Below are 18,909 nucleotides of genomic sequence, written 5' to 3' on the forward strand. Positions count from 1 at the left end.
CCCGCGGTCGGGCGTGTCGCAACCGCTGGCCAGGCTCCGCCCCGGGACTCCGGAACGATCTGGGCCATGCGGCGGCATACCCTGCCGCTGAGGCCGTGAGCACCGGGCCAGGTCGACCACGTCGACACCCCCACGACGACACGACGACGAGCGACGCTGTCGAGCGGGTGCGACGCCGTGGCGGATCTGCCCCGGACGCCGTGCGAGGGTGGCTGACTGCCGGGCAGCCAGCCACCCTACGCGGACGCAACCTGACTAGTATGCCGTACCGGAGTACGACAAGGCCAATCGGGTTACCAGTTCACTTGATGATCTTGGTGACCCGACCGGCGCCGACGGTCCGGCCACCCTCACGGATCGCGAACTTGAGGTTCTCCTCCATCGCGATCGGCTGGATCAGCTTGACCGTCATGGAGGTGTTGTCACCCGGCATGACCATCTCGGTGCCCTCCGGCAACGTGACCACGCCGGTCACGTCGGTGGTCCGGAAGTAGAACTGCGGCCGGTAGTTCTGGAAGAACGGCGTGTGCCGGCCACCTTCCTCCTTGGAGAGGATGTAGACGGTCGCCTCGAACTCGGTGTGCGGGGTGGTGGTACCCGGCTTGATGACCACCATGCCGCGCTCGACGTCCTCGCGCTTGATACCACGCAGCAGCAGACCGACGTTCTCGCCGGCCCGCGCCTCGTCCAGCAGCTTGCGGAACATCTCGATGCCGGTGCAGGTGGTCTTCATCGACTTCTCGCGGATGCCGACGATCTCCACCTCCTCGTTCGGCTTGAGGATGCCCCGCTCGGCGCGGCCGGTCACCACGGTGCCCCGACCGGTGATCGTGAAGACGTCCTCGATCGGCATGAGGAACGGCTTCTCGGTCTCCCGCTCCGGCTGCGGAATCGCGGTGTCGACCGCGTTCATCAGGTCCATGAGCTTGTCGGACCACTCCGGGTCGCCCTCGAGCGCCTTGAGCGCGGAGACCCGTACGACCGGCAGGTCGTCACCCGGGTACTCCTGCGCCGACAGCAGCTCACGGACCTCGAGCTCGACCAGCTCGAGCAGCTCCTCGTCGTCGACCATGTCGCTCTTGTTGAGCGCCACGACGATGTACGGGACGCCGACCTGGCGGGCCAGCAGCACGTGCTCGCGGGTCTGCGGCATCGGGCCGTCGGTCGCCGCGACCACCAGGATCGCGCCGTCCATCTGCGCGGCACCGGTGATCATGTTCTTGATGTAGTCGGCGTGACCGGGGCAGTCGACGTGTGCGTAGTGCCGCGCCTCGGTCTGGTACTCGACGTGTGCGATCGAGATCGTGATGCCGCGGGCCTTCTCCTCCGGCGCCTTGTCGATCTCGTCGAACGGCGTGTACGGGTTGAGGTCCGGCATCCTGTCGTGCAGGACCTTGGTGATGGCCGCCGTCAGCGTCGTCTTACCGTGGTCGATGTGACCAATGGTGCCGATGTTGACGTGCGGCTTAGTCCGCTCGAACTTCGCCTTCGCCACTGGTGTCCTCCTGTGGACTTCTTGGTTCGTACGCCCGGCGCGCCGTTCGGCGCTTAGGACTCTGTCGACAGCCTTTCCGGTCCGATGTCGGCGACCGGGAAGTGCTTGGGTCTTGCGGCGGTCACGCCTTCAGGCCCGGTACGCAGCTCGCCCGAGACGGGCCGGGGAAGCGACGCTCCCCCGGACCGTTACTCGCCCGTCGCCTTCGCGATGATCTCCTTCGCCACGCTCTGCGGCACTTCGGCGTAGGAGTCGAACTGCATGCTGTAGCTCGCCCGGCCCTGGGTCTTCGACCGCAGGTCGCCGACGTAGCCGAACATCTCCGACAGCGGCACCAGGGCCCGGACGACGCGGGCTCCGCCGCGCTCCTCCATCGCCTGGATGATGCCACGCCGGGAGTTGAGGTCGCCGATGACGTCACCCATGTTCTCCTCCGGAGTGGTGACTTCAACGGCCATCATCGGCTCGAGCAGCGCGGGATCCGCCCGGCGGGCGGCCTCCTTGAGCGCCATCGAACCGGCGATCTTGAACGCCATCTCGGACGAGTCCACCTCGTGGTACTGCCCGTCGACCAGGGTCAGCTTGACCCCGACCAGCGGGTAGCCGGCGAGGATGCCGTACTGCATGGCGTCCTGGGCACCGGCGTCGACCGACGGGATGAACTCCCGCGGCACCCGGCCACCGGTGACCGCGTTCGCGAACTCGTACGTCGGCGCCTCGTTGTCCAGCGGCAGCGGCTCCAGGCTGATGATCACCCGGGCGTACTGGCCGGACCCACCGGTCTGCTTCTTGTGGGTGTACTCGACCTTCTCCACCGCGCGGCGGATGGTCTCCCGGTACGCCACCTGCGGCTTGCCGATGTTCGCCTCGACGTTGAACTCGCGGCGCATCCGGTCGACCAGGATGTCCAGGTGCAGCTCGCCCATGCCGGCGATGACCGTCTGCCCGGTCTCCTCGTCGTTCTTGACGCGGAAGGTCGGGTCCTCCTCGGCCAGCCGCTGGATCGCGGTGCTGAGCTTCTCCTGGTCGGCCTTGGTCTTGGGCTCGATCGCCACCTCGATGACCGGCTCCGGGAACGTCATCGACTCCAGGATGACCGGGTTCGCCGGGTCACACAGGGTGTCCCCGGTGGTGGTCTGCTTCAGGCCCTGCACGGCGATGATGTCACCGGCGACCGCGGCCGGCCGCTCCTCACGCTTGTTCGCGTGCATCTGGTAGATCTTGCCGATCCGCTCCTTGCGGTCCTTGGTGGAGTTCACCACCTGGGACCCGGACTCCAGCTTGCCGGAGTAGACCCGAACGTAGGTCAGCTTGCCGAGGTGCCGGTCGGTCTGGATCTTGAAGGCCAACCCGGAGAACGGCTCGCTCGGCGACGGCTTACGCAGCATCGGGGTCTCGCCGTCGGTCGCGGTGCCCTCGATCGCCGGGATGTCCAGCGGCGACGGCAGGTAGTCGACGACGGCGTCCAGCATCGGCTGCACGCCCTTGTTCTTGAAGGCCGAGCCGCACAGCACCGGGTTGCCCTTGTCGGCGAGGGTGGCCCGCCGGATGGCGGCCTTGATCTCGGCGACGGAGAGTTCCTCACCTTCGAGGTACTTCTCCATGATGGCGTCGTCGACGTCGGCGAGGGTCTCCACCAGCTTCTCGCGCCACTCGGCGGCGGCGTCGGCGAGGTCGGCCGGGATCTCCTCGATCGCGTAGTCCTCGCCCTTCTGGGTCTCCCCGCGCCAGGTCAGCGCGCGCATCTCGACCAGGTCGACGACACCGATGTGGTCGCCCTCCAGGCCGATCGGGATCTGCAGCACCAGCGGGGTGGCGTTGAGCCGGTCCACCATCATCTGCACACAGCGGAAGAAGTCGGCCCCGGTCCGGTCGAGCTTGTTGACGAAGCACATCCGGGGGACCTTGTACTTGTCCGCCTGCCGCCAGACGTTCTCGGTCTGCGGCTCCACGCCGGCGACGCCGTCGTAGACCGCCACCGCGCCGTCGAGCACGCGCAGCGACCGCTCGACCTCGACCGTGAAGTCGACGTGGCCGGGCGTGTCGATGATCTGGATGGTGTGGCCCTTCCACTCACACTTGGTGGCGGCGGAGGTGATGGTGATCCCCCGCTCCTGCTCCTGCTCCATCCAGTCCATGACGGCAGCGCCCTCGTGGACCTCACCGATCTTGTAGGTGATACCGGTGTAGAACAGGATCCGCTCAGTGGTCGTGGTCTTACCGGCATCGATGTGCGCCATGATGCCGATGTTGCGAACCTTGGCGAGCGCGTCTGCGGCGGCCACTTCAATCCCTACTTCGTCTCGTCGTCGACTGTGTCTGCGCGGCTGTGCCGGGAGGCATGACAGCTGCCGCTTACCAGCGGTAGTGCGCGAAGGCCTTGTTGGACTCCGCCATCTTGTGGGTGTCCTCGCGACGCTTCACCGCGGCGCCCAGACCGTTGCTCGCGTCCAGCAGCTCGTTCATCAGGCGCTCGACCATGGTCTTCTCCCGGCGGGCCTTCGAGTACTGGACCAGCCAGCGCAGCCCCAGGGTGGTCGCCCGCGACGGGCGGACCTCGACCGGGACCTGGTAGGTCGCGCCACCGACCCGGCGGCTGCGCACCTCCAGGGTGGGCTTGACGTTGTCCATGGCGCGCTTGAGCGTGACGACCGGGTCGGTGCCGGACTTCTCCCGGCAGCCCTCCAGGGCGCCGTAGACGATGCGCTCGGCCAGCTGACGCTTGCCACGCAGGAGAATCTTGTTCACCAGCTGGGTGACCAGCGGGGAGTTGTACACCGGGTCCGCGACCAGTGGCCGACGCGGTGCTGGGCCCTTACGCGGCATGTCAGCTCTTCTCCTTCTTCGCGCCGTAGCGGCTGCGAGCCTGCTTGCGGTTGCGGACACCCTGGGTGTCCAGCGAACCGCGGACGATCTTGTAGCGGACGCCCGGCAGATCCTTCACCCGGCCGCCGCGCACCAGCACGATCGAGTGCTCCTGCAGGTTGTGGCCGACGCCGGGGATGTAGGCGGTCACCTCGATCTGGCTGCTGAGCTTCACCCGGGCGACCTTGCGCAGTGCGGAGTTCGGCTTCTTGGGGGTGGTGGTGTACACGCGGGTGCACACACCACGACGCTGAGGGCTGCCCTTCAACGCTGGCGTCTTGGTCTTGCTCGTCTTCGCCTGGCGGCCCTTTCGGACCAGCTGCTGGATCGTTGGCACCGGGTTCCTTTGCTCCCTCCGGCCGCAGGCGGCCGCACTGTTCCTCAGCCGCCCGTGGACGGCTCTCCTACATTCCGACCGGCCACCCCGGCTGGGGCCCCGGCACCCGCGGTCGGGCGTGTCGCCCGCGCGCGGACCCGGCACGCTACTGTCACCCACCGGGATCTGCATCCGTCGTGACGTCACTCGATGGCCGATGGCCAGGTCGAGCGCACGCACGACTTGCCCGGTCACGCCGGGCACGAGAGGAAAGAGTACCCACCCCACACGCGCAGGTCAAAACGGCTTCCGCAGCGGTCGCGTCAGCCGCCACCACCTGCCCGCCTGCGGCGGACGACTCCAGTGACCCAGTGTACCGGCTCGCCAGTCCATCGGCCGGCCGGCCCGGACCTTGCCCCGTACCGGGCCCGTCGGGGCCCGTCCGCCGGCCCGGCGTCCGGCGGCGTCTCAGTCAGGCGAGCACCAGGAGCATGGTCAGCACCAGCCCCAGCAGGGTGATCACCAGCCCGACGGCCCCGCAGCTGATCCCGGCGATCGCCACCCCACGCCCGGTGAACCGGACGGCCGGCGGCGGCGCGACCCGGCGGACCTGGCGCAGCCCGAGGACGCCCAGCGCCACCGCCGCGACCCCGAAGGAGCCGCTGAGCAGTGTGAACGCACCAGCCACCCAGCCGCCCCAGCCGCTGTCGGCACCGCCTGCCCCCAGGCAGCCGACCGCGAACGACACCAGCACCGAGACCACCCCGGCGATCAGCGCGGCGACCGCCAGCCCGGACACCACCGGCGCCACCTCCAGGTGGACCAGGCCGTACTCCGTACCGGGGACCGGATCGACCCGGCGCGGGCGCAACCGACCCTCCGGCGGCGGGGGCGGCGCCATCGGCCCGGCGACGGGCGGACCGCCCGCCGGCCCCGCAGCCGGGTAGCCCGGGAACTGGGTCACCTGATCGTCCTCCTCGTCCGTCACCGGCCGGTCGACGCCGGCTGGTCCGTCACCGGCCGGTCGACCCGGCCGGTGAATCGTCGGTCAGTCGACCCCGGGGGCGAAGTCCTGGCCGACCGGACCGGTCGCCCAGGCGAAGATGCCGAGCACCAGCGCCAGGGTCAGTACCGCACCGGCGAGGAGCAGGCCCGTCCAGGCCAGGCGCTCACCGCGCCGCAGCCAGATCGCTCCGGTCAGGTAACCCCGGGAGTCGTACGCCTCACGGCGCGCCTGCCGACCCAGCAGCAGCGCCACGGTGGCCGGCACCGCCCCGCCGACCAGCACTCCGGTGATCACGGCGACCAGCCCGAGCGCGAATACCGCCGCCGCCTTGCTGGACCGGACCGGATCCGGATCCGCCGGATGCCGGGGTCTCGGATACGTGGCCGAGGGCACCGGGGTCGCCTGCACGGTGTCAGCCTACAAGCTGACGGCGCCTGCCCCGCCGCGCTCGCGGTGGGACAGGCGCCGTCACAGCTGTACCGGACCGGTGGTCAGCGGTAGGAACCGAAGTCGAAGTCGTCCAGCGGGACAGCCTGCCCGCTGGCCGGCCCGAACCCGTAGTCGGTCTCCGGGTACCCGGTCATCGAGTAGACCTTCGCCTTCGCTTCCTCGGTCGGCTCGACCCGGACGTTGCGGTACTTGCTGATGCCGGTACCGGCCGGGATGAGCTTACCGATGATCACGTTCTCCTTGAGGCCGATCAGCGAGTCGCTGCGCGCGTTGATCGCCGCGTCGGTCAGCACCCGGGTGGTCTCCTGGAAGGAGGCCGCCGAGAGCCAGGAGTCGGTGGCCAGCGACGCCTTGGTGATACCCATCAGCATCGGCCGGCCAGCGGCGGGCTCGCCGCCCTCGGCGACGAGTCGGCGGTTCTCCGACTCGAACACCGCCCGGTCCACCAGCACGCCCGGCAGCAGCTCGGTGCCGCCGGAGTCGATGACCGTCACCCGCTTGAGCATCTGCCGGATGATGATCTCGATGTGCTTGTCGTGGATCAGCACGCCCTGCGAGCGGTAGACCTCCTGGACCTCCTGGGTCAGGTGGACCTGCACCGCCCGGGGGCCGAGGATCCGCAGCAACTCGTGCGGGTCGATGGTGCCCTCGGTGAGCTTCTCGCCGACGGTGACGTGGTCGCCGTCGTGCACCCGCAGCCGGACCCGCTTGGAGATCTTGTCGTAGACGATCTCGTCGCTGCCGTCGTCCGGCACCACGATGATCTTCCGGGACCGCTCGCCGTCCTCGATCCGCACCCGACCCGGGGTGTCGGCGATCGGCGCCTTGCCCTTGGGCACCCGCGCCTCGAAGATCTCCTGCACCCGGGGCAGACCCTGGGTGATGTCCTCGCCCGCGACACCACCGGTGTGGAAGGTCCGCATCGTCAGCTGGGTGCCCGGCTCACCGATCGACTGGGCGGCGATGATGCCGACCGCCTCGCCGATGTCCACGGTCTTGCCGGTCGGCAGTGACCGGCCGTAGCAGGCACCGCAGACGCCGAGCTTCGACTCGCAGGTGAGCACGCTGCGTACCCGGACGGTCTCGACCCCGGCGGCGACCAGCTTGTCGACCAGGATCGAGTTGAGGTCCGCGCCACGCTCGACCACGACCTCGCCGTCGGCACCCTTGATGTCCTCGGCGAGGGTACGGGCGTGTACGCCGGTCTCCGCGAACTCGTGCACCACCAGCTTGCCGTCGAGACGCTCACCGACCTGCATGGTGATCGCCCGGTCGGTGCCGCAGTCCTCCTCGCGGATGATGACGTCCTGCGAGACGTCGACCAGACGACGGGTCAGGTAACCCGAGTCTGCGGTCCGCAGCGCCGTGTCGGCCAGACCCTTACGGGCACCGTGCGTGGAGATGAAGTACTCCAGCACGGACAGACCTTCCCGGTAGCTCGACTTGATCGGCCGCGGGATGATCTCGCCCTTCGGGTTGGCCACCAGGCCACGGATCGCGGCGATCTGCCGCAGCTGCAGCAGGTTGCCCCGGGCACCCGAGTGGATCATCTTCCACAGCGGGTTCTCCTGGGGCAGCGCCGTCTCCAGGTCCTTGGCGATCTCGTTGGTCGCCTTGGTCCAGATCTCGATCAGCTCACCGCGCCGCTCTTCGCCGGTCATCAGACCACGCTGGTACTGCTTGTCGATCCGGTCGGCTTCCTTCTCGTACCGCTCCAGGGTCTCCTGCTTGTGCGGCGGTGCGATGACGTCCTGCATGCCGATCGTCACCCCGGACCAGGTGGCCCAGTGGTAGCCGGCCTCCTTGAGCCCGTCGAGGGTCGCCGCGAGGGCGACCTTCGGGAACCGCTCGGCCAGGTCGTTGACGATCGCCGACAGCTGGCTCTTGCGGACCTCGTAGTTGACGAAGCGGTAGCCGACCGGCATGACCTCGTTGAACAGCACCCGGCCGAGGGTGGTGTCGACGATCAGCGGCTCGCCCGGCTGCCACTGCTCGGGAGCGGTCCACCGCGCCGCGCCGGCCCCGTTGTCGACGTCGACGACGCCGCGCAGCCGGATCCGCACCGGCGACTGCAGGTGCAGCTCGCCGTTGTCGAAGGCCATCCGCGCCTCGGCGTCGGAGCTGAACACCCGACCCTCGCCGAGCAGTCCCTCGGTCCGGTGGGTCAGGTGGTACAGCCCGATGATCATGTCCTGGGTGGGCATGGTCACCGGCTTGCCGTCGGACGGCTTGAGGATGTTGTTCGACGACAGCATCAGGATCCGGGCCTCGGCCTGCGCCTCGGCCGACAGCGGTACGTGCACCGCCATCTGGTCACCGTCGAAGTCGGCGTTGAAGGCGGTGCAGACCAGCGGGTGGATCTGGATCGCCTTGCCCTCGACCAGCTGCGGCTCGAACGCCTGGATGCCGAGGCGGTGCAGGGTCGGTGCCCGGTTGAGCAGCACCGGGTGCTCGGAGATGACCTCTTCGAGCACGTCCCACACGACCGGCCGCTGCCGCTCGACCATCCGCTTGGCGGACTTGATGTTCTGCGCGTGGTTGAGATCGACCAGACGCTTCATCACGAACGGCTTGAACAGCTCCAGCGCCATCTGCTTGGGCAGACCGCACTGGTGCAGCTTCAGCTTCGGACCGACGACGATGACCGACCGGCCGGAGTAGTCGACCCGCTTGCCGAGCAGGTTCTGCCGGAACCGGCCCTGCTTGCCCTTGAGCATGTCGGACAGCGACTTCAGCGGACGGTTGCCCGGGCCGGTGACCGGCCGGCCGCGGCGGCCGTTGTCGAACAGCGCGTCGACGGCCTCCTGCAGCATCCGCTTCTCGTTGTTGACGATGATCTCGGGTGCGCCGAGGTCGATCAGCCGCTTCAACCGGTTGTTCCGGTTGATCACCCGGCGGTACAGGTCGTTGAGGTCGCTGGTCGCGAACCGGCCACCGTCGAGCTGCACCATCGGGCGCAGGTCCGGCGGGATCACCGGTACGCAGTCGAGCACCATGCCCTGCGGCGAGTTACGGGTGCTGAGGAACGCGGCGACCACCTTGAGCCGCTTGAGCGCGCGGATCTTGCGCTGGCCCTTGCCGCTGCGGATGATCTCGCGCAGGTTGTCGGCCTCGGCGTCGAGATCCATGTTGTGCAGCAGGGTCTTGATCGCCTCAGCGCCCATGCCGCCGGTGAAGTACGGGTCGAACCGGTCCCGTAGCTCCCGGTAGAGCAGCTCGTCGGTGACCAGCTGCTTCGGCTCCAGCTTGCGGAAGGTGTCGAGCACCTCGTCGAGCCGGTCGATCTCCCGCTGCGCACGGTCCCGGATCTGGCGCATCTCGCGCTCGCCGGACTCCTTGACCTTGCGGCGTACGTCGGCCTTGGCGCCCTCGGCCTCCAGCTCGGCCAGATCGGCCTCCAGCTTGGCGGCCCGCTTCTCGATCTCCGAGTCGCGGCTGTTCTCCGACTGGCGCTTCTCGGCGAAGATCTCGTTCTCGATCGTCGACATGTCGCGGTGGCGCGCCTCGGCGTCCACTCCGGTGATCACGTACGACGCGAAGTAGATGATCTTCTCGAGGTCCTTGGGAGCCAGGTCCAGCAGGTAGCCGAGCCGGCTCGGGACGCCCTTGAAGTACCAGATGTGGGTGACCGGCGCGGCGAGCTCGATGTGCCCCATCCGCTCCCGGCGAACCTTGGAGCGGGTCACCTCGACGCCGCAGCGCTCACAGATGATGCCCTTGAACCGGACCCGCTTGTACTTGCCGCAGTAGCACTCCCAGTCCCGCTGCGGACCGAAGATCTTCTCGCAGAAGAGTCCGTCCTTTTCCGGCTTCAGGGTGCGGTAGTTGATCGTCTCGGGCTTCTTGACCTCGCCGTGGGACCACTGACGGATGTCGTCGGCGGTGGCGAGACCGATGCGCAACTCGTCGAAGAAGTTGACGTCGAGCACGTTACGTGTCCCCTATGTCGTCGTCTCTACTGCTGGTTCGTGGGGCGGGTCGGCGGCCCTGTCGCAACAGGGCCGCCGACCGCACCTCAGACTTCCTCGACCGAGCTCGGCTCCCGCCGGGACAGGTCGATACCGAGTTCCTCCGCCGCCCGGAACACCTCGTCGTCGGTCTCGCGCATTTCCAGGGCCACGCCGTCGCTGGAGAGCACCTCGACGTTGAGGCACAGCGACTGCAGCTCCTTGAGCAGCACCTTGAACGACTCGGGGATGCCCGGCTCGGGGATGTTCTCGCCCTTGACGATCGCCTCGTAGACCTTGACCCGGCCCAGGACGTCGTCGGACTTGATGGTCAGCAGTTCCTGCAGGGCGTAGGCGGCGCCGTACGCCTGCATCGCCCAGCACTCCATCTCACCGAAGCGCTGGCCACCGAACTGGGCCTTACCGCCGAGCGGCTGCTGGGTGATCATCGAGTACGGGCCGGTCGACCGCGCGTGGATCTTGTCGTCGACCAGGTGGTTGAGCTTGAGGATGTAGATGTAGCCGACTGCGATCGCGTCCGGCAGCGGCTCACCGGAGCGCCCGTCGAACAGCTGGGCCTTGCCGGAGTTGCCGATCAGCTGCACGCCGTCACGGTTCGGCAGGGTGCTGCCGAGCAGGCCGGTGATCTCCTCCTCGCGGACACCGTCGAAGACCGGGGTCGCGACGTTGGTGTCCGGCTCGGCCTCGTCGGACCCGATGGCCCGCAGCGCGGCCTTCCACTCGGCGTCGTCGCCCTCGACCTTCCAGCCGGTCTTGGCCACCCACCCGAGGTGGGTCTCCAGGATCTGGCCGATGTTCATCCGGCCCGGCACACCGAGCGGGTTGAGCACGATGTCGACCGGCGTACCGTCGGAGAGGAACGGCATGTCCTCCACCGGCAGGATCTTGGAGATGACACCCTTGTTGCCGTGCCGGCCGGCGAGCTTGTCGCCGTCCTGGATCTTCCGCTTCTGGGCGACGTAGACCCGGACCAGCTCGTTGACGCCCGGCGGCAACTCGTCGCCGTCGTCGCGGGAGAAGGTCCGTACGCCGATCACCGTGCCGGTCTCACCGTGCGGCACCTTCAGCGAGGTGTCCCGGACCTCCCGGGCCTTCTCGCCGAAGATCGCCCGCAGCAGCCGCTCCTCCGGGGTCAGCTCGGTCTCGCCCTTCGGGGTGACCTTGCCGACCAGGATGTCGCCGGGGACGACCTCGGCGCCGATCCGGATGATGCCGCGCTCGTCGAGGTCGGCGAGCATCTCCTCGCTGACGTTCGGGATGTCGCGGGTGATCTCCTCCGGGCCGAGCTTGGTGTCCCGGGCGTCGACCTCGTGCTCCTCGATGTGGATCGAGGTGAGCACGTCCTGCTGCACCAGCCGCTGGGACAGGATGATCGCGTCCTCGTAGTTGTAGCCCTCCCACGGCATGAACGCCACGAGCAGGTTACGGCCGAGGGCCATCTCGCCTTCGTCGGTGCACGGACCGTCCGCGATGACCTGGCCGGCCTCGACCCGGTCGCCCTCGAAGACGGTCGGCTTCTGGTTGACGCAGGAGCCGGCGTTGGAGCGGCGGAACTTGTGCAGCAGGTAGGTCCGGCGGTGGCCGTCGTCCTGGTGCACCGTGACGTAGTCGGCGCAGAGGTCCTCGACCACGCCGCCGGCCTCGGCCAGCACCACGTCGCCGGCGTCGACCGCCGCGCGGTACTCCATGCCGGTGCCGACCAGCGGGGACTCCGCCTTGACCAGCGGAACCGCCTGACGCTGCATGTTCGCGCCCATCAGGGCCCGGTTGGCGTCGTCGTGCTCCAGGAACGGGATCATCGCGGTGGCCACGGAGACCATCTGCCGCGGTGAGACGTCCATGTAGTCGACGGCGGCCGGCGAGACGAAGTCGACCTCACCGCCCTTGCGTCGGACCAGGACGCGGTCCTCGGCGAAGGTGCCGTCGGCCATCAGCGGGGCGTTGGCCTGCGCCTTGACGTACCGGTCCTCCTCGTCGGCGGTCAGGTAGTCGATCTGGTCGGTGACCCGGCCGTCGACGACCTTGCGGTACGGCGTCTCGATGAAGCCGAACGGGTTGACCCGCCCGAAGGTGGACAGCGCCCCGATCAGACCGATGTTCGGCCCTTCCGGGGTCTCGATCGGGCACATCCGGCCGTAGTGCGACGGGTGCACGTCGCGGACCTCGAAGCCGGCCCGCTCCCGGGACAGACCACCCGGGCCGAGGGCGCTGAGCCGTCGGCGGTGGGTCAACCCGGCGAGCGGGTTGGTCTGGTCCATGAACTGGGACAGCTGCGAGGTGCCGAAGAACTCCTTGATCGCCGCCACCACCGGACGGATGTTGATCAGGGTCTGCGGCGTGATCGCCTCGACGTCCTGGGTGGTCATCCGCTCGCGGACGACCCGCTCCATCCGGGACAGGCCGACCCGTACCTGGTTCTGGATCAGCTCACCGACGGTACGCAGCCGCCGGTTACCGAAGTGGTCGATGTCGTCGGCCTCGTAGCCCTCCTCACCGGCGTGCAGCCGGCAGAGGTACTCGACGGTGGCGACGATGTCGTCCTCGGTCAGCGTCCCCTTGTTGATCGGGACGTCCAGCTCGAGCTTCTTGTTGAACTTGTACCGGCCGACCTTGGCGACGTCGTACCGCTTCGGGTTGAAGAAGAGGTTGTCGAGCAGGGTCTGCGCGTTCTCGCGGGTCGGCGGCTCGCCAGGACGCAGCTTGCGGTAGATGTCGAGCAGCGCCTCGTCCACCCCGGCGATGTGGTCCTTCTCCAGGGTGGTCATCATCAGCTCGGACCAGCCGAACCGCTCACGGATCCGGTCGGCGGACCAACCGATGGCCTTGAGCAGGACGGTCACGGCCTGGCGCCGCTTACGGTCGATGCGGACACCGACGGTGTCGCGCTTGTCGATGTCGAACTCCAGCCAGGCACCCCGGCTCGGGATCACCTTGACGCTGGACAGATCGCGGTCGGAGGTCTTGTCCGGCTGCTTGTCGAAGTACACGCCCGGCGAGCGGACGAGCTGGCTGACCACGACGCGCTCGGTGCCGTTGATGATGAAGGTGCCCTTCGGCGTCATCATCGGGAAGTCACCCATGAACACCGTCTGGCTCTTGATCTCGCCAGTGGTGTTGTTGGTGAACTCCGCGGTCACGAAGAGCGGTGCGCAGTAGGTCAGGTCCTTCTCCTTGCACTCCTCGATCGAGGCCTTGACCTCGTCGAAGCGCGGGCTGGAGAAGGAAAGCGACATAGTGCCGGAAAAGTCCTCAATGGGACTGATCTCGTCGAGAATCTCCGCGAGGCCTGATCGTGCGTGCGGGTCGTCAGCCGACCGGCCCTGCCAAGCCTCGTTGCCCACCAGCCAGTCGAAGGATTCGGTCTGGATGGAGAGAAGGTTGGGGACCTCGAGGTGTTCGGTGATCCGGCCGAATGAGATTCGGCGAGGAGCGAAAGCGCTCGACGTACGACTGGTCTTCGCAGGGCGGGAAGCTGCCAAGATGCGTCCTTCCGAGGACCGGTGCTGCAGACGGCTGTTTCGCGCGCACTCCAAGGAACCTCGGTCAAAATATCCAGGATCGGACATTCCGGGCGCGAGGCAAGTCGGAAGGCAGCGCAAACTAGCAGTGTAGCCGAGCGGCTAACCGCTGTCCAGCCCAACCCCGAAGGAACGTCGCGGAGCCGGCCGGGGCGTCGACTCGGACGCCTCTCGGACCGCTCGGAACGCGGCGTTTTCCCACGGGGCCTCGTGGGGCTGGCGGACAACGGGACACCGCACTCCGATCGCTCGGAGCCGGCGGCCCGCCGCTGGTGCCATTACCCAGCTTTGGCCGTCGCAAGCCTGGATCCGCCAACCGCCCTCGGCACACCGGGCCCGAGGCGACACCTGAAGGATCAGTCCTGCAGTAGTCAGCGTGCCTGCCGCCACGGGCCGCGTCAAGGCCTGTCGTACCGGCAGATCGCCTTTCCCCCAGCGGGTTGCCAGGCAGCCATCGACCGCAGCGCCCACCCGGAAAGGTGAAATGCCCTGATCATTGGGCAATCGCACCCGGTGTGCGAACGGAGACGGGCGGCGACCCTCGCTGAGGATCGCCGCCCGTCCCGTGGCCCGGTGTGGGTCAGGTCACTTGAGGGTGACCTTGGCGCCTTCCGCCTCCAGCTTGGCCTTGGCCTTGTCGGCGGCCTCCTTGTTGGCCTTCTCCAGGACCGGCTTCGGCGCGGCCTCGACCAGGTCCTTGGCCTCCTTCAGGCCCAGGCCGGTCAGCTCCCGCACGACCTTGATGACCTGGATCTTCTTGCCGCCGTCAGCCTCGAGGATGACGTCGAACTCGTCCTTCTCCGGCTCGGCTTCCGCCGCGGCGGCGGCCGGGCCGGCGGCCGCGACGGCGACCGGAGCGGCGGCGGTGACCTCGAAGGTCTCCTCGAACTGCTTCACGAACTCCGAGAGCTCGATCAGCGTCATCTCCTTGAACGCGTCGAGCAGCTCGTCGGTGCTGAGCTTCGCCATGGTCGGCTTCCTTTCGATGTGGTGACGTTACGGGGCACGGGCCGATCAGGCCGGCGTACCCTCGGATTCGCGCTTGTCCTGCAGCGCTGCCGCCAGGCGGGCGGTCTTCGACAACGGCGCCTGCAGCACGGCCGCGGCCTTGCTCAGGTTCGCCTTCATGGCGCCGGCCATCTTGGCCAGCAGCACCTCACGGGACTCGAGGTCGGCCAGCTTGGTGACCTCGGCCGCGGTGATCGCGCGTCCTTCGAAGACCCCACCCTTGATGACGAGCATCGGGTTGGCCTTGGCGAAGTCGCGCAGGCCCTTGGCAGCCTCCACCACGTCGCCGGAGACGAAGGTGAGCGCGGTAGGACCGGTGAACAGCTCGTCGAGTCCGTCGATGCCCGCGTCCGACGCGGCCCGCTTGGCCAGGGTGTTCTTCGCCACCGAGTAGGTCGCGCTCTGCCCCAACGAACGGCGCAGCTGGGTCAGCTGGGCAACGGTGAGACCACGGTACTCGGTGAGCACCGCGGCTCCCGACTCCCGGAAGCGCTCGGTCAGCTCGGCGACCGCGGTGGCCTTGTCGGCACGAACCGGCTTGTCCGCCATGTCCCTCCTCTCTGGTGCTCAGGGCTGGCGACCGACCGGCGCACGGCCGGGCGGTCGGTGAAGATCCCGCGCCCACGAAAAACGCCCCGGCGCGAGGCGCACGGGGCGGGCAGCCGTCGAAATCGACGGGAGATGCTCGGCTTCCGTTCCGCCCCTGCGCGGGCCGCCCGTGGAAACGGGACCTTCAACCGTGCCGAGGCACGGTGACCAGCGGTCTTTGGGTGTGGATACCGTCCAGCGTACGGCACGGCCGACGCGGGGCCAAATCGACGTCGCCGGGCCGGGCCGACGAGTACGTCGGCCCGGCCCGGCGATCACGCCGGAGGGCGCTCAGCTCTCGCTGGTCGCCTCGTGCAGGTTCTTCACCACGTTCGGGTCGACCGGCACGCCGGGACCCATCGTGGTGGTCAGCACGACCTTGCGCAGGTACTTGCCCTTGGCGGCGGACGGCTTGGCCCGCAGCACCTCGTCCAGTACGGCGGCGTAGTTGTCGATCAGCTGCGCCTCACCGAACGAGGCCTTGCCGATGATCAGGTGCAGGTTGGAGTGCTTGTCCACCCGGAAGGTGATCTTGCCGCCCTTGATGTCGGCGACGGCCTTGGTCACGTCCATCGTGACGGTGCCGGTCTTCGGGTTCGGCATCAGGCCGCGCGGGCCCAGGATCCGCGCGATCCGGCCGATCTTCGCCATCTGGTCCGGAGTGGCGATCGCCGCGTCGAAGTCCAGCCAGCCACCCTGGATCCGGGCGACCAGCTCATCCGTACCGACCTCGTCGGCACCGGCCGCGACGGCCTCCTCCGCCTTCGCGCCGGCGGCGAAGACGATCACCCGGGCGGTCTTGCCCGTGCCGTGCGGCAGGTTGACCGTGCCGCGCACCATCTGGTCCGCCTTACGCGGGTCGACGCCGAGGCGCATGGCGACCTCGACCGTGGCGTCGAACTTGACGGCGCTCGTCTCCTTGGCCAGCTTGACCGCCTCGGCCGGGGTGTACAGCCTCGTCCGGTCGATCTGCTCGGTGGCCTTGCGGTAGCTCTTGCTGCGCTGCATGTGTTTCTGCTCCTGTGGTCACTGGCGGGCCGCGCGTCGCGCGTACCCTCCCACGATGGTGACGGCCGATGTCCGGCCGTTCGATTTCGGTTCAGCGTCGGTGACCCGCGTCGGCGCGGGTCAGCGGCTCATTCCTTGACGGTGATGCCCATCGACCGGGCAGTCCCGGCGATGATCTTCTCCGCCTGTTCGACGCTGTTGGCGTTGAGGTCGGCCATCTTCTTCTCGGCGATCTCGCGCAGCTGCGCGCCGGTCACCGAGCCGACCTTGGTGGTGTGCGGCACCCCGGAGCCCTTCGGGATACCGGCGGCCTTGAGCAGCAGCCGGGCCGCCGGCGGGGTCTTCAGCACGAAGGTGAAGGTCCGGTCCTCGTACACGCTGATCTCAGCCGGGACGATGTCGCCCCGCTGCGATTCGGTCTGCGCGTTGTAGGACTTGCAGAACTCCATGATGTTCACGCCGTGCTGGCCGAGTGCCGGGCCGACCGGCGGCGCCGGGGTGGCCTGGCCCGCCGGCAACTGCAGCGTGAACGTCTTGACGAGCTTCTTCTTCGGAGGCATGTCACTTCCTGGGGCTTGATCCGGTGGTCCGCACCGGATCTGCTGGACGTCACCGGAGGTGACAACCCCTCCGGCGCGGGCTGGCGGACCCCCGGCACGCGCGCACGGTCAGGCGCGGCCCGGGGCCGACGTTATACGGTAGCGCAAACGACGCGGCAACCCCACGTCGGGTCGCCGCGTCGGCGGACAGCGATGGTGGATCAGATCTTGGCGACCTGGTTGAAGTTCAGCTCCACCGGGGTCTCCCGGCCGAAGATGGAGACCAGCACCTTCAGCTTCTGCTGATCGGCGTTGATCTCGCTGATCGTGGCCGGCAGCGAGGCGAACGCGCCGTCGGTGACGGTGACCGAGTCGCCGACCTCGAAGTCCAGCACCTTGATCTCGGCCTTGGCCTTCTTCGGCTCGGTGGCGACGGCCGGGGCCAGCCACTTGAGCACCTCGTTGAGCGACAGCGGCGCCGGTCGGTCGGCCCGGTCGGTCGCCCCGACGAAGCCGGTGACCCCGGGGGTGTTGCGCACGCAGGAGTACGACTCCGGCGTCAGGTCCATCCGGACCAGGATGTAGCCGGGGAAGACCTTGTTCTGCACCTGGAGGCGCTTGCCGTTCTTGACCTCGACCTCTTCGCGGGTGGGCACCTCCACCTGGAAGATGAACTCCTCCATGTCGAGGCTGCTGATCCGGGTCTCGAGGTTGGTCTTGACCTTGTTCTCGTAGCCGGCGTAGGAGTGGACCACGTACCAGTCACCCGGGGCGTAGCGCAGCTTCTGCCGCAGCTCGGCCACCGCGTCGAACTCTTCGTCGTCCGCCTCGACAGCGGGCTCGTCCGCCTCGGCGGCGGGGACCGATGGTGCGCTGGCGGCCTCAACCGACTCATCAGCCGCCGCCGTTGCCACCGTCGACTGGTCGTCGGTAACGCCGGCGGTCTCGTCGTACTCAGGCACGCTTGCTCACTTCCGTCACTCTCAGCTGGGGTTACCGAATACCCACAGCACACCCTTGGCGAACGCGAAGTCCAGCCCGGCCACGATGGTCAGCATGACCGCGATGAACACGACGACGACGGCGGTGTAGGTCAGCAACTCTTTCCGAGTCGGCCAGATGACCTTACGCAGTTCGGCGACCACTTCGCGGATGAACCGGATGATCCGGCCAAAAAAGCCCACACGGGCCTCGGACTTGGCCTTCGGACGACCGTCCGCCGACTCGGCCTTCGCCTTGGACCGGGTGGCCGTGCCACCCCGCGCTACCGGCTCGTCGTCATCGACGTCGTCGTCCGTAACGGACGTCTCGTCGAACGCCTCGTCCTCGGGGCGGTCGTCCGCGGCGTCATCGCCACGCCGGTTCCTCTCGGCCATCTCGCCCTCCGTCGCGGTGGTGGGGGTCACGCGCCAGGTCAAGCACGTGATGCATCGTGCACGCCGGCCATTCCCCTTGCGGGACGGCCGCCAACGGGGACGGCAGCCGACCCACCGGGTCGGTCAGGCCTTAGGCGCAGGGGTGACAGGACTTGAACCTGCAGCCTGCGGTTTTGGAGACCGCTGCTCTGCCAATTGAGCTACACCCCTGTGCGGGTCGGGAAACCCTGGCCATTCCTGCCCGGTGAACCACCCATGCAGGACTGAACAGGGGTCACGAACCCCACGGCGGACCAGTGTACGGGTAGAGCGACCACTTTCCCAACCGGTACCGCACCGCAAGGTGCGCGAGCCGTCGCCGGCCGCACACCACAGGGCCTCAGTCCCTGGTACGGACCAGCGCCCGCGCCTGGCTGAGTACCTTCTCGCCGGCGCACACCGCAGTGACATCGATCCTGGTCAGACCCGCCTCGGTGGCACCCTTGACCACCCCGGTGACCTCGATCTCGGTGCCGTCGTCGGTGTCCGGCACCACCACCGGGCGGGTGAACCGCACACTGAACTCGACCACCGCGTCCGGGCCACCGGCCCACGTCGCCACCGCCCGGGCCGCCAGCGCCATGGTGAACATGCCGTGGCCGATCACCCCGGGCAGGCCCACCCCGGTGGCGAACCGGTCGCTCCAGTGGATCGGGTTGAAGTCACCGGAGGCACCCGCGTACCGCACCAGGTCGGCCCGGGTCACCGTGAACCGCTGCGCCGGTAGTTGCAT

General features: G+C 68.3%; 15 protein-coding genes and 1 tRNA gene. All 16 read right to left on the reverse strand.

Annotated features, from left to right (window positions below; genetic code table 11):
* Positions 1–301: 301 nt before the first annotated feature.
* The 16 genes from tuf to O7623_RS17205 all read right to left on the reverse strand — a co-directional run bounded on the left by tuf (position 302) and on the right by O7623_RS17205 (position 18,909).
* Positions 302–1,495 carry an elongation factor Tu gene (gene tuf / locus O7623_RS17130; RefSeq protein WP_282224040.1) on the reverse strand — a complete coding sequence of 398 codons (1,194 nt, stop codon included), beginning with the start codon at positions 1,493–1,495 and terminating at the stop codon, positions 302–304.
* A gap of 188 nt (positions 1,496–1,683) precedes the next feature.
* The gene (gene fusA / locus O7623_RS17135) at positions 1,684–3,780 is read right to left on the reverse strand and encodes an elongation factor G (RefSeq protein WP_282224041.1); all 2,097 of its coding nucleotides are present in this window, start codon (positions 3,778–3,780) and stop codon (positions 1,684–1,686) included.
* A 70-nt stretch (positions 3,781–3,850) separates the two neighbouring features.
* Positions 3,851–4,321: a 30S ribosomal protein S7 gene (gene rpsG, locus O7623_RS17140; RefSeq protein WP_282224042.1), complete on the reverse strand. Its 471-nt coding sequence runs from the start codon at positions 4,319–4,321 to the stop codon at positions 3,851–3,853.
* A 1-nt stretch (position 4,322) separates the two neighbouring features.
* Positions 4,323–4,697: a 30S ribosomal protein S12 gene (rpsL, locus tag O7623_RS17145; RefSeq protein WP_014440718.1), complete on the reverse strand. Its 375-nt coding sequence runs from the start codon at positions 4,695–4,697 to the stop codon at positions 4,323–4,325.
* Positions 4,698–5,148: 451 nt separating this feature from the next.
* A complete protein-coding gene (locus O7623_RS17150; RefSeq protein WP_282224043.1) occupies positions 5,149–5,640 on the reverse strand; it encodes a hypothetical protein in 492 nt (163 codons plus the stop codon).
* Between the two features lie 84 nt (positions 5,641–5,724).
* Entirely contained in the window at positions 5,725–6,090 is a 366-nt protein-coding gene (locus tag O7623_RS17155; protein WP_282224044.1) for a hypothetical protein, read from the reverse strand.
* A gap of 83 nt (positions 6,091–6,173) precedes the next feature.
* Positions 6,174–10,061 carry a DNA-directed RNA polymerase subunit beta' gene (locus tag O7623_RS17160; protein ID WP_282224045.1) on the reverse strand — a complete coding sequence of 1,296 codons (3,888 nt, stop codon included), beginning with the start codon at positions 10,059–10,061 and terminating at the stop codon, positions 6,174–6,176.
* A gap of 86 nt (positions 10,062–10,147) precedes the next feature.
* A complete protein-coding gene (locus tag O7623_RS17165) occupies positions 10,148–13,579 on the reverse strand; it encodes a DNA-directed RNA polymerase subunit beta (protein ID WP_282224046.1) in 3,432 nt (1,143 codons plus the stop codon).
* A 624-nt stretch (positions 13,580–14,203) separates the two neighbouring features.
* Complete coding sequence (gene rplL / locus O7623_RS17170) at positions 14,204–14,587, reverse strand: 50S ribosomal protein L7/L12 (protein ID WP_282224047.1); 384 nt, start codon at positions 14,585–14,587, stop codon at positions 14,204–14,206.
* A 45-nt stretch (positions 14,588–14,632) separates the two neighbouring features.
* Entirely contained in the window at positions 14,633–15,175 is a 543-nt protein-coding gene (gene rplJ, locus O7623_RS17175) for a 50S ribosomal protein L10 (protein WP_282224048.1), read from the reverse strand.
* Positions 15,176–15,505: 330 nt separating this feature from the next.
* Entirely contained in the window at positions 15,506–16,222 is a 717-nt protein-coding gene (gene rplA / locus O7623_RS17180) for a 50S ribosomal protein L1 (RefSeq protein ID WP_282224049.1), read from the reverse strand.
* Positions 16,223–16,350: 128 nt separating this feature from the next.
* Positions 16,351–16,782: a 50S ribosomal protein L11 gene (gene rplK, locus O7623_RS17185; RefSeq protein ID WP_282224050.1), complete on the reverse strand. Its 432-nt coding sequence runs from the start codon at positions 16,780–16,782 to the stop codon at positions 16,351–16,353.
* A 200-nt stretch (positions 16,783–16,982) separates the two neighbouring features.
* The gene (gene nusG / locus O7623_RS17190; RefSeq protein ID WP_282224051.1) at positions 16,983–17,723 is read right to left on the reverse strand and encodes a transcription termination/antitermination protein NusG; all 741 of its coding nucleotides are present in this window, start codon (positions 17,721–17,723) and stop codon (positions 16,983–16,985) included.
* 21 nt (positions 17,724–17,744) lie between these two features.
* Positions 17,745–18,137, reverse strand: a complete 393-nt coding sequence (gene secE, locus O7623_RS17195) for a preprotein translocase subunit SecE (protein WP_282229445.1) — start codon at positions 18,135–18,137, stop codon at positions 17,745–17,747.
* Between the two features lie 137 nt (positions 18,138–18,274).
* A tRNA-Trp gene (locus tag O7623_RS17200) sits at positions 18,275–18,347 on the reverse strand.
* A 169-nt stretch (positions 18,348–18,516) separates the two neighbouring features.
* On the reverse strand, positions 18,517–18,909 hold the full coding sequence (locus tag O7623_RS17205; RefSeq protein ID WP_282224052.1) for a MaoC/PaaZ C-terminal domain-containing protein: 393 nt from the start codon (positions 18,907–18,909) through the stop codon (positions 18,517–18,519).

It is taken from the genome of Solwaraspora sp. WMMD791 (assembly GCF_029581195.1).
GTDB lineage: Bacteria > Actinomycetota > Actinomycetes > Mycobacteriales > Micromonosporaceae > Micromonospora_E.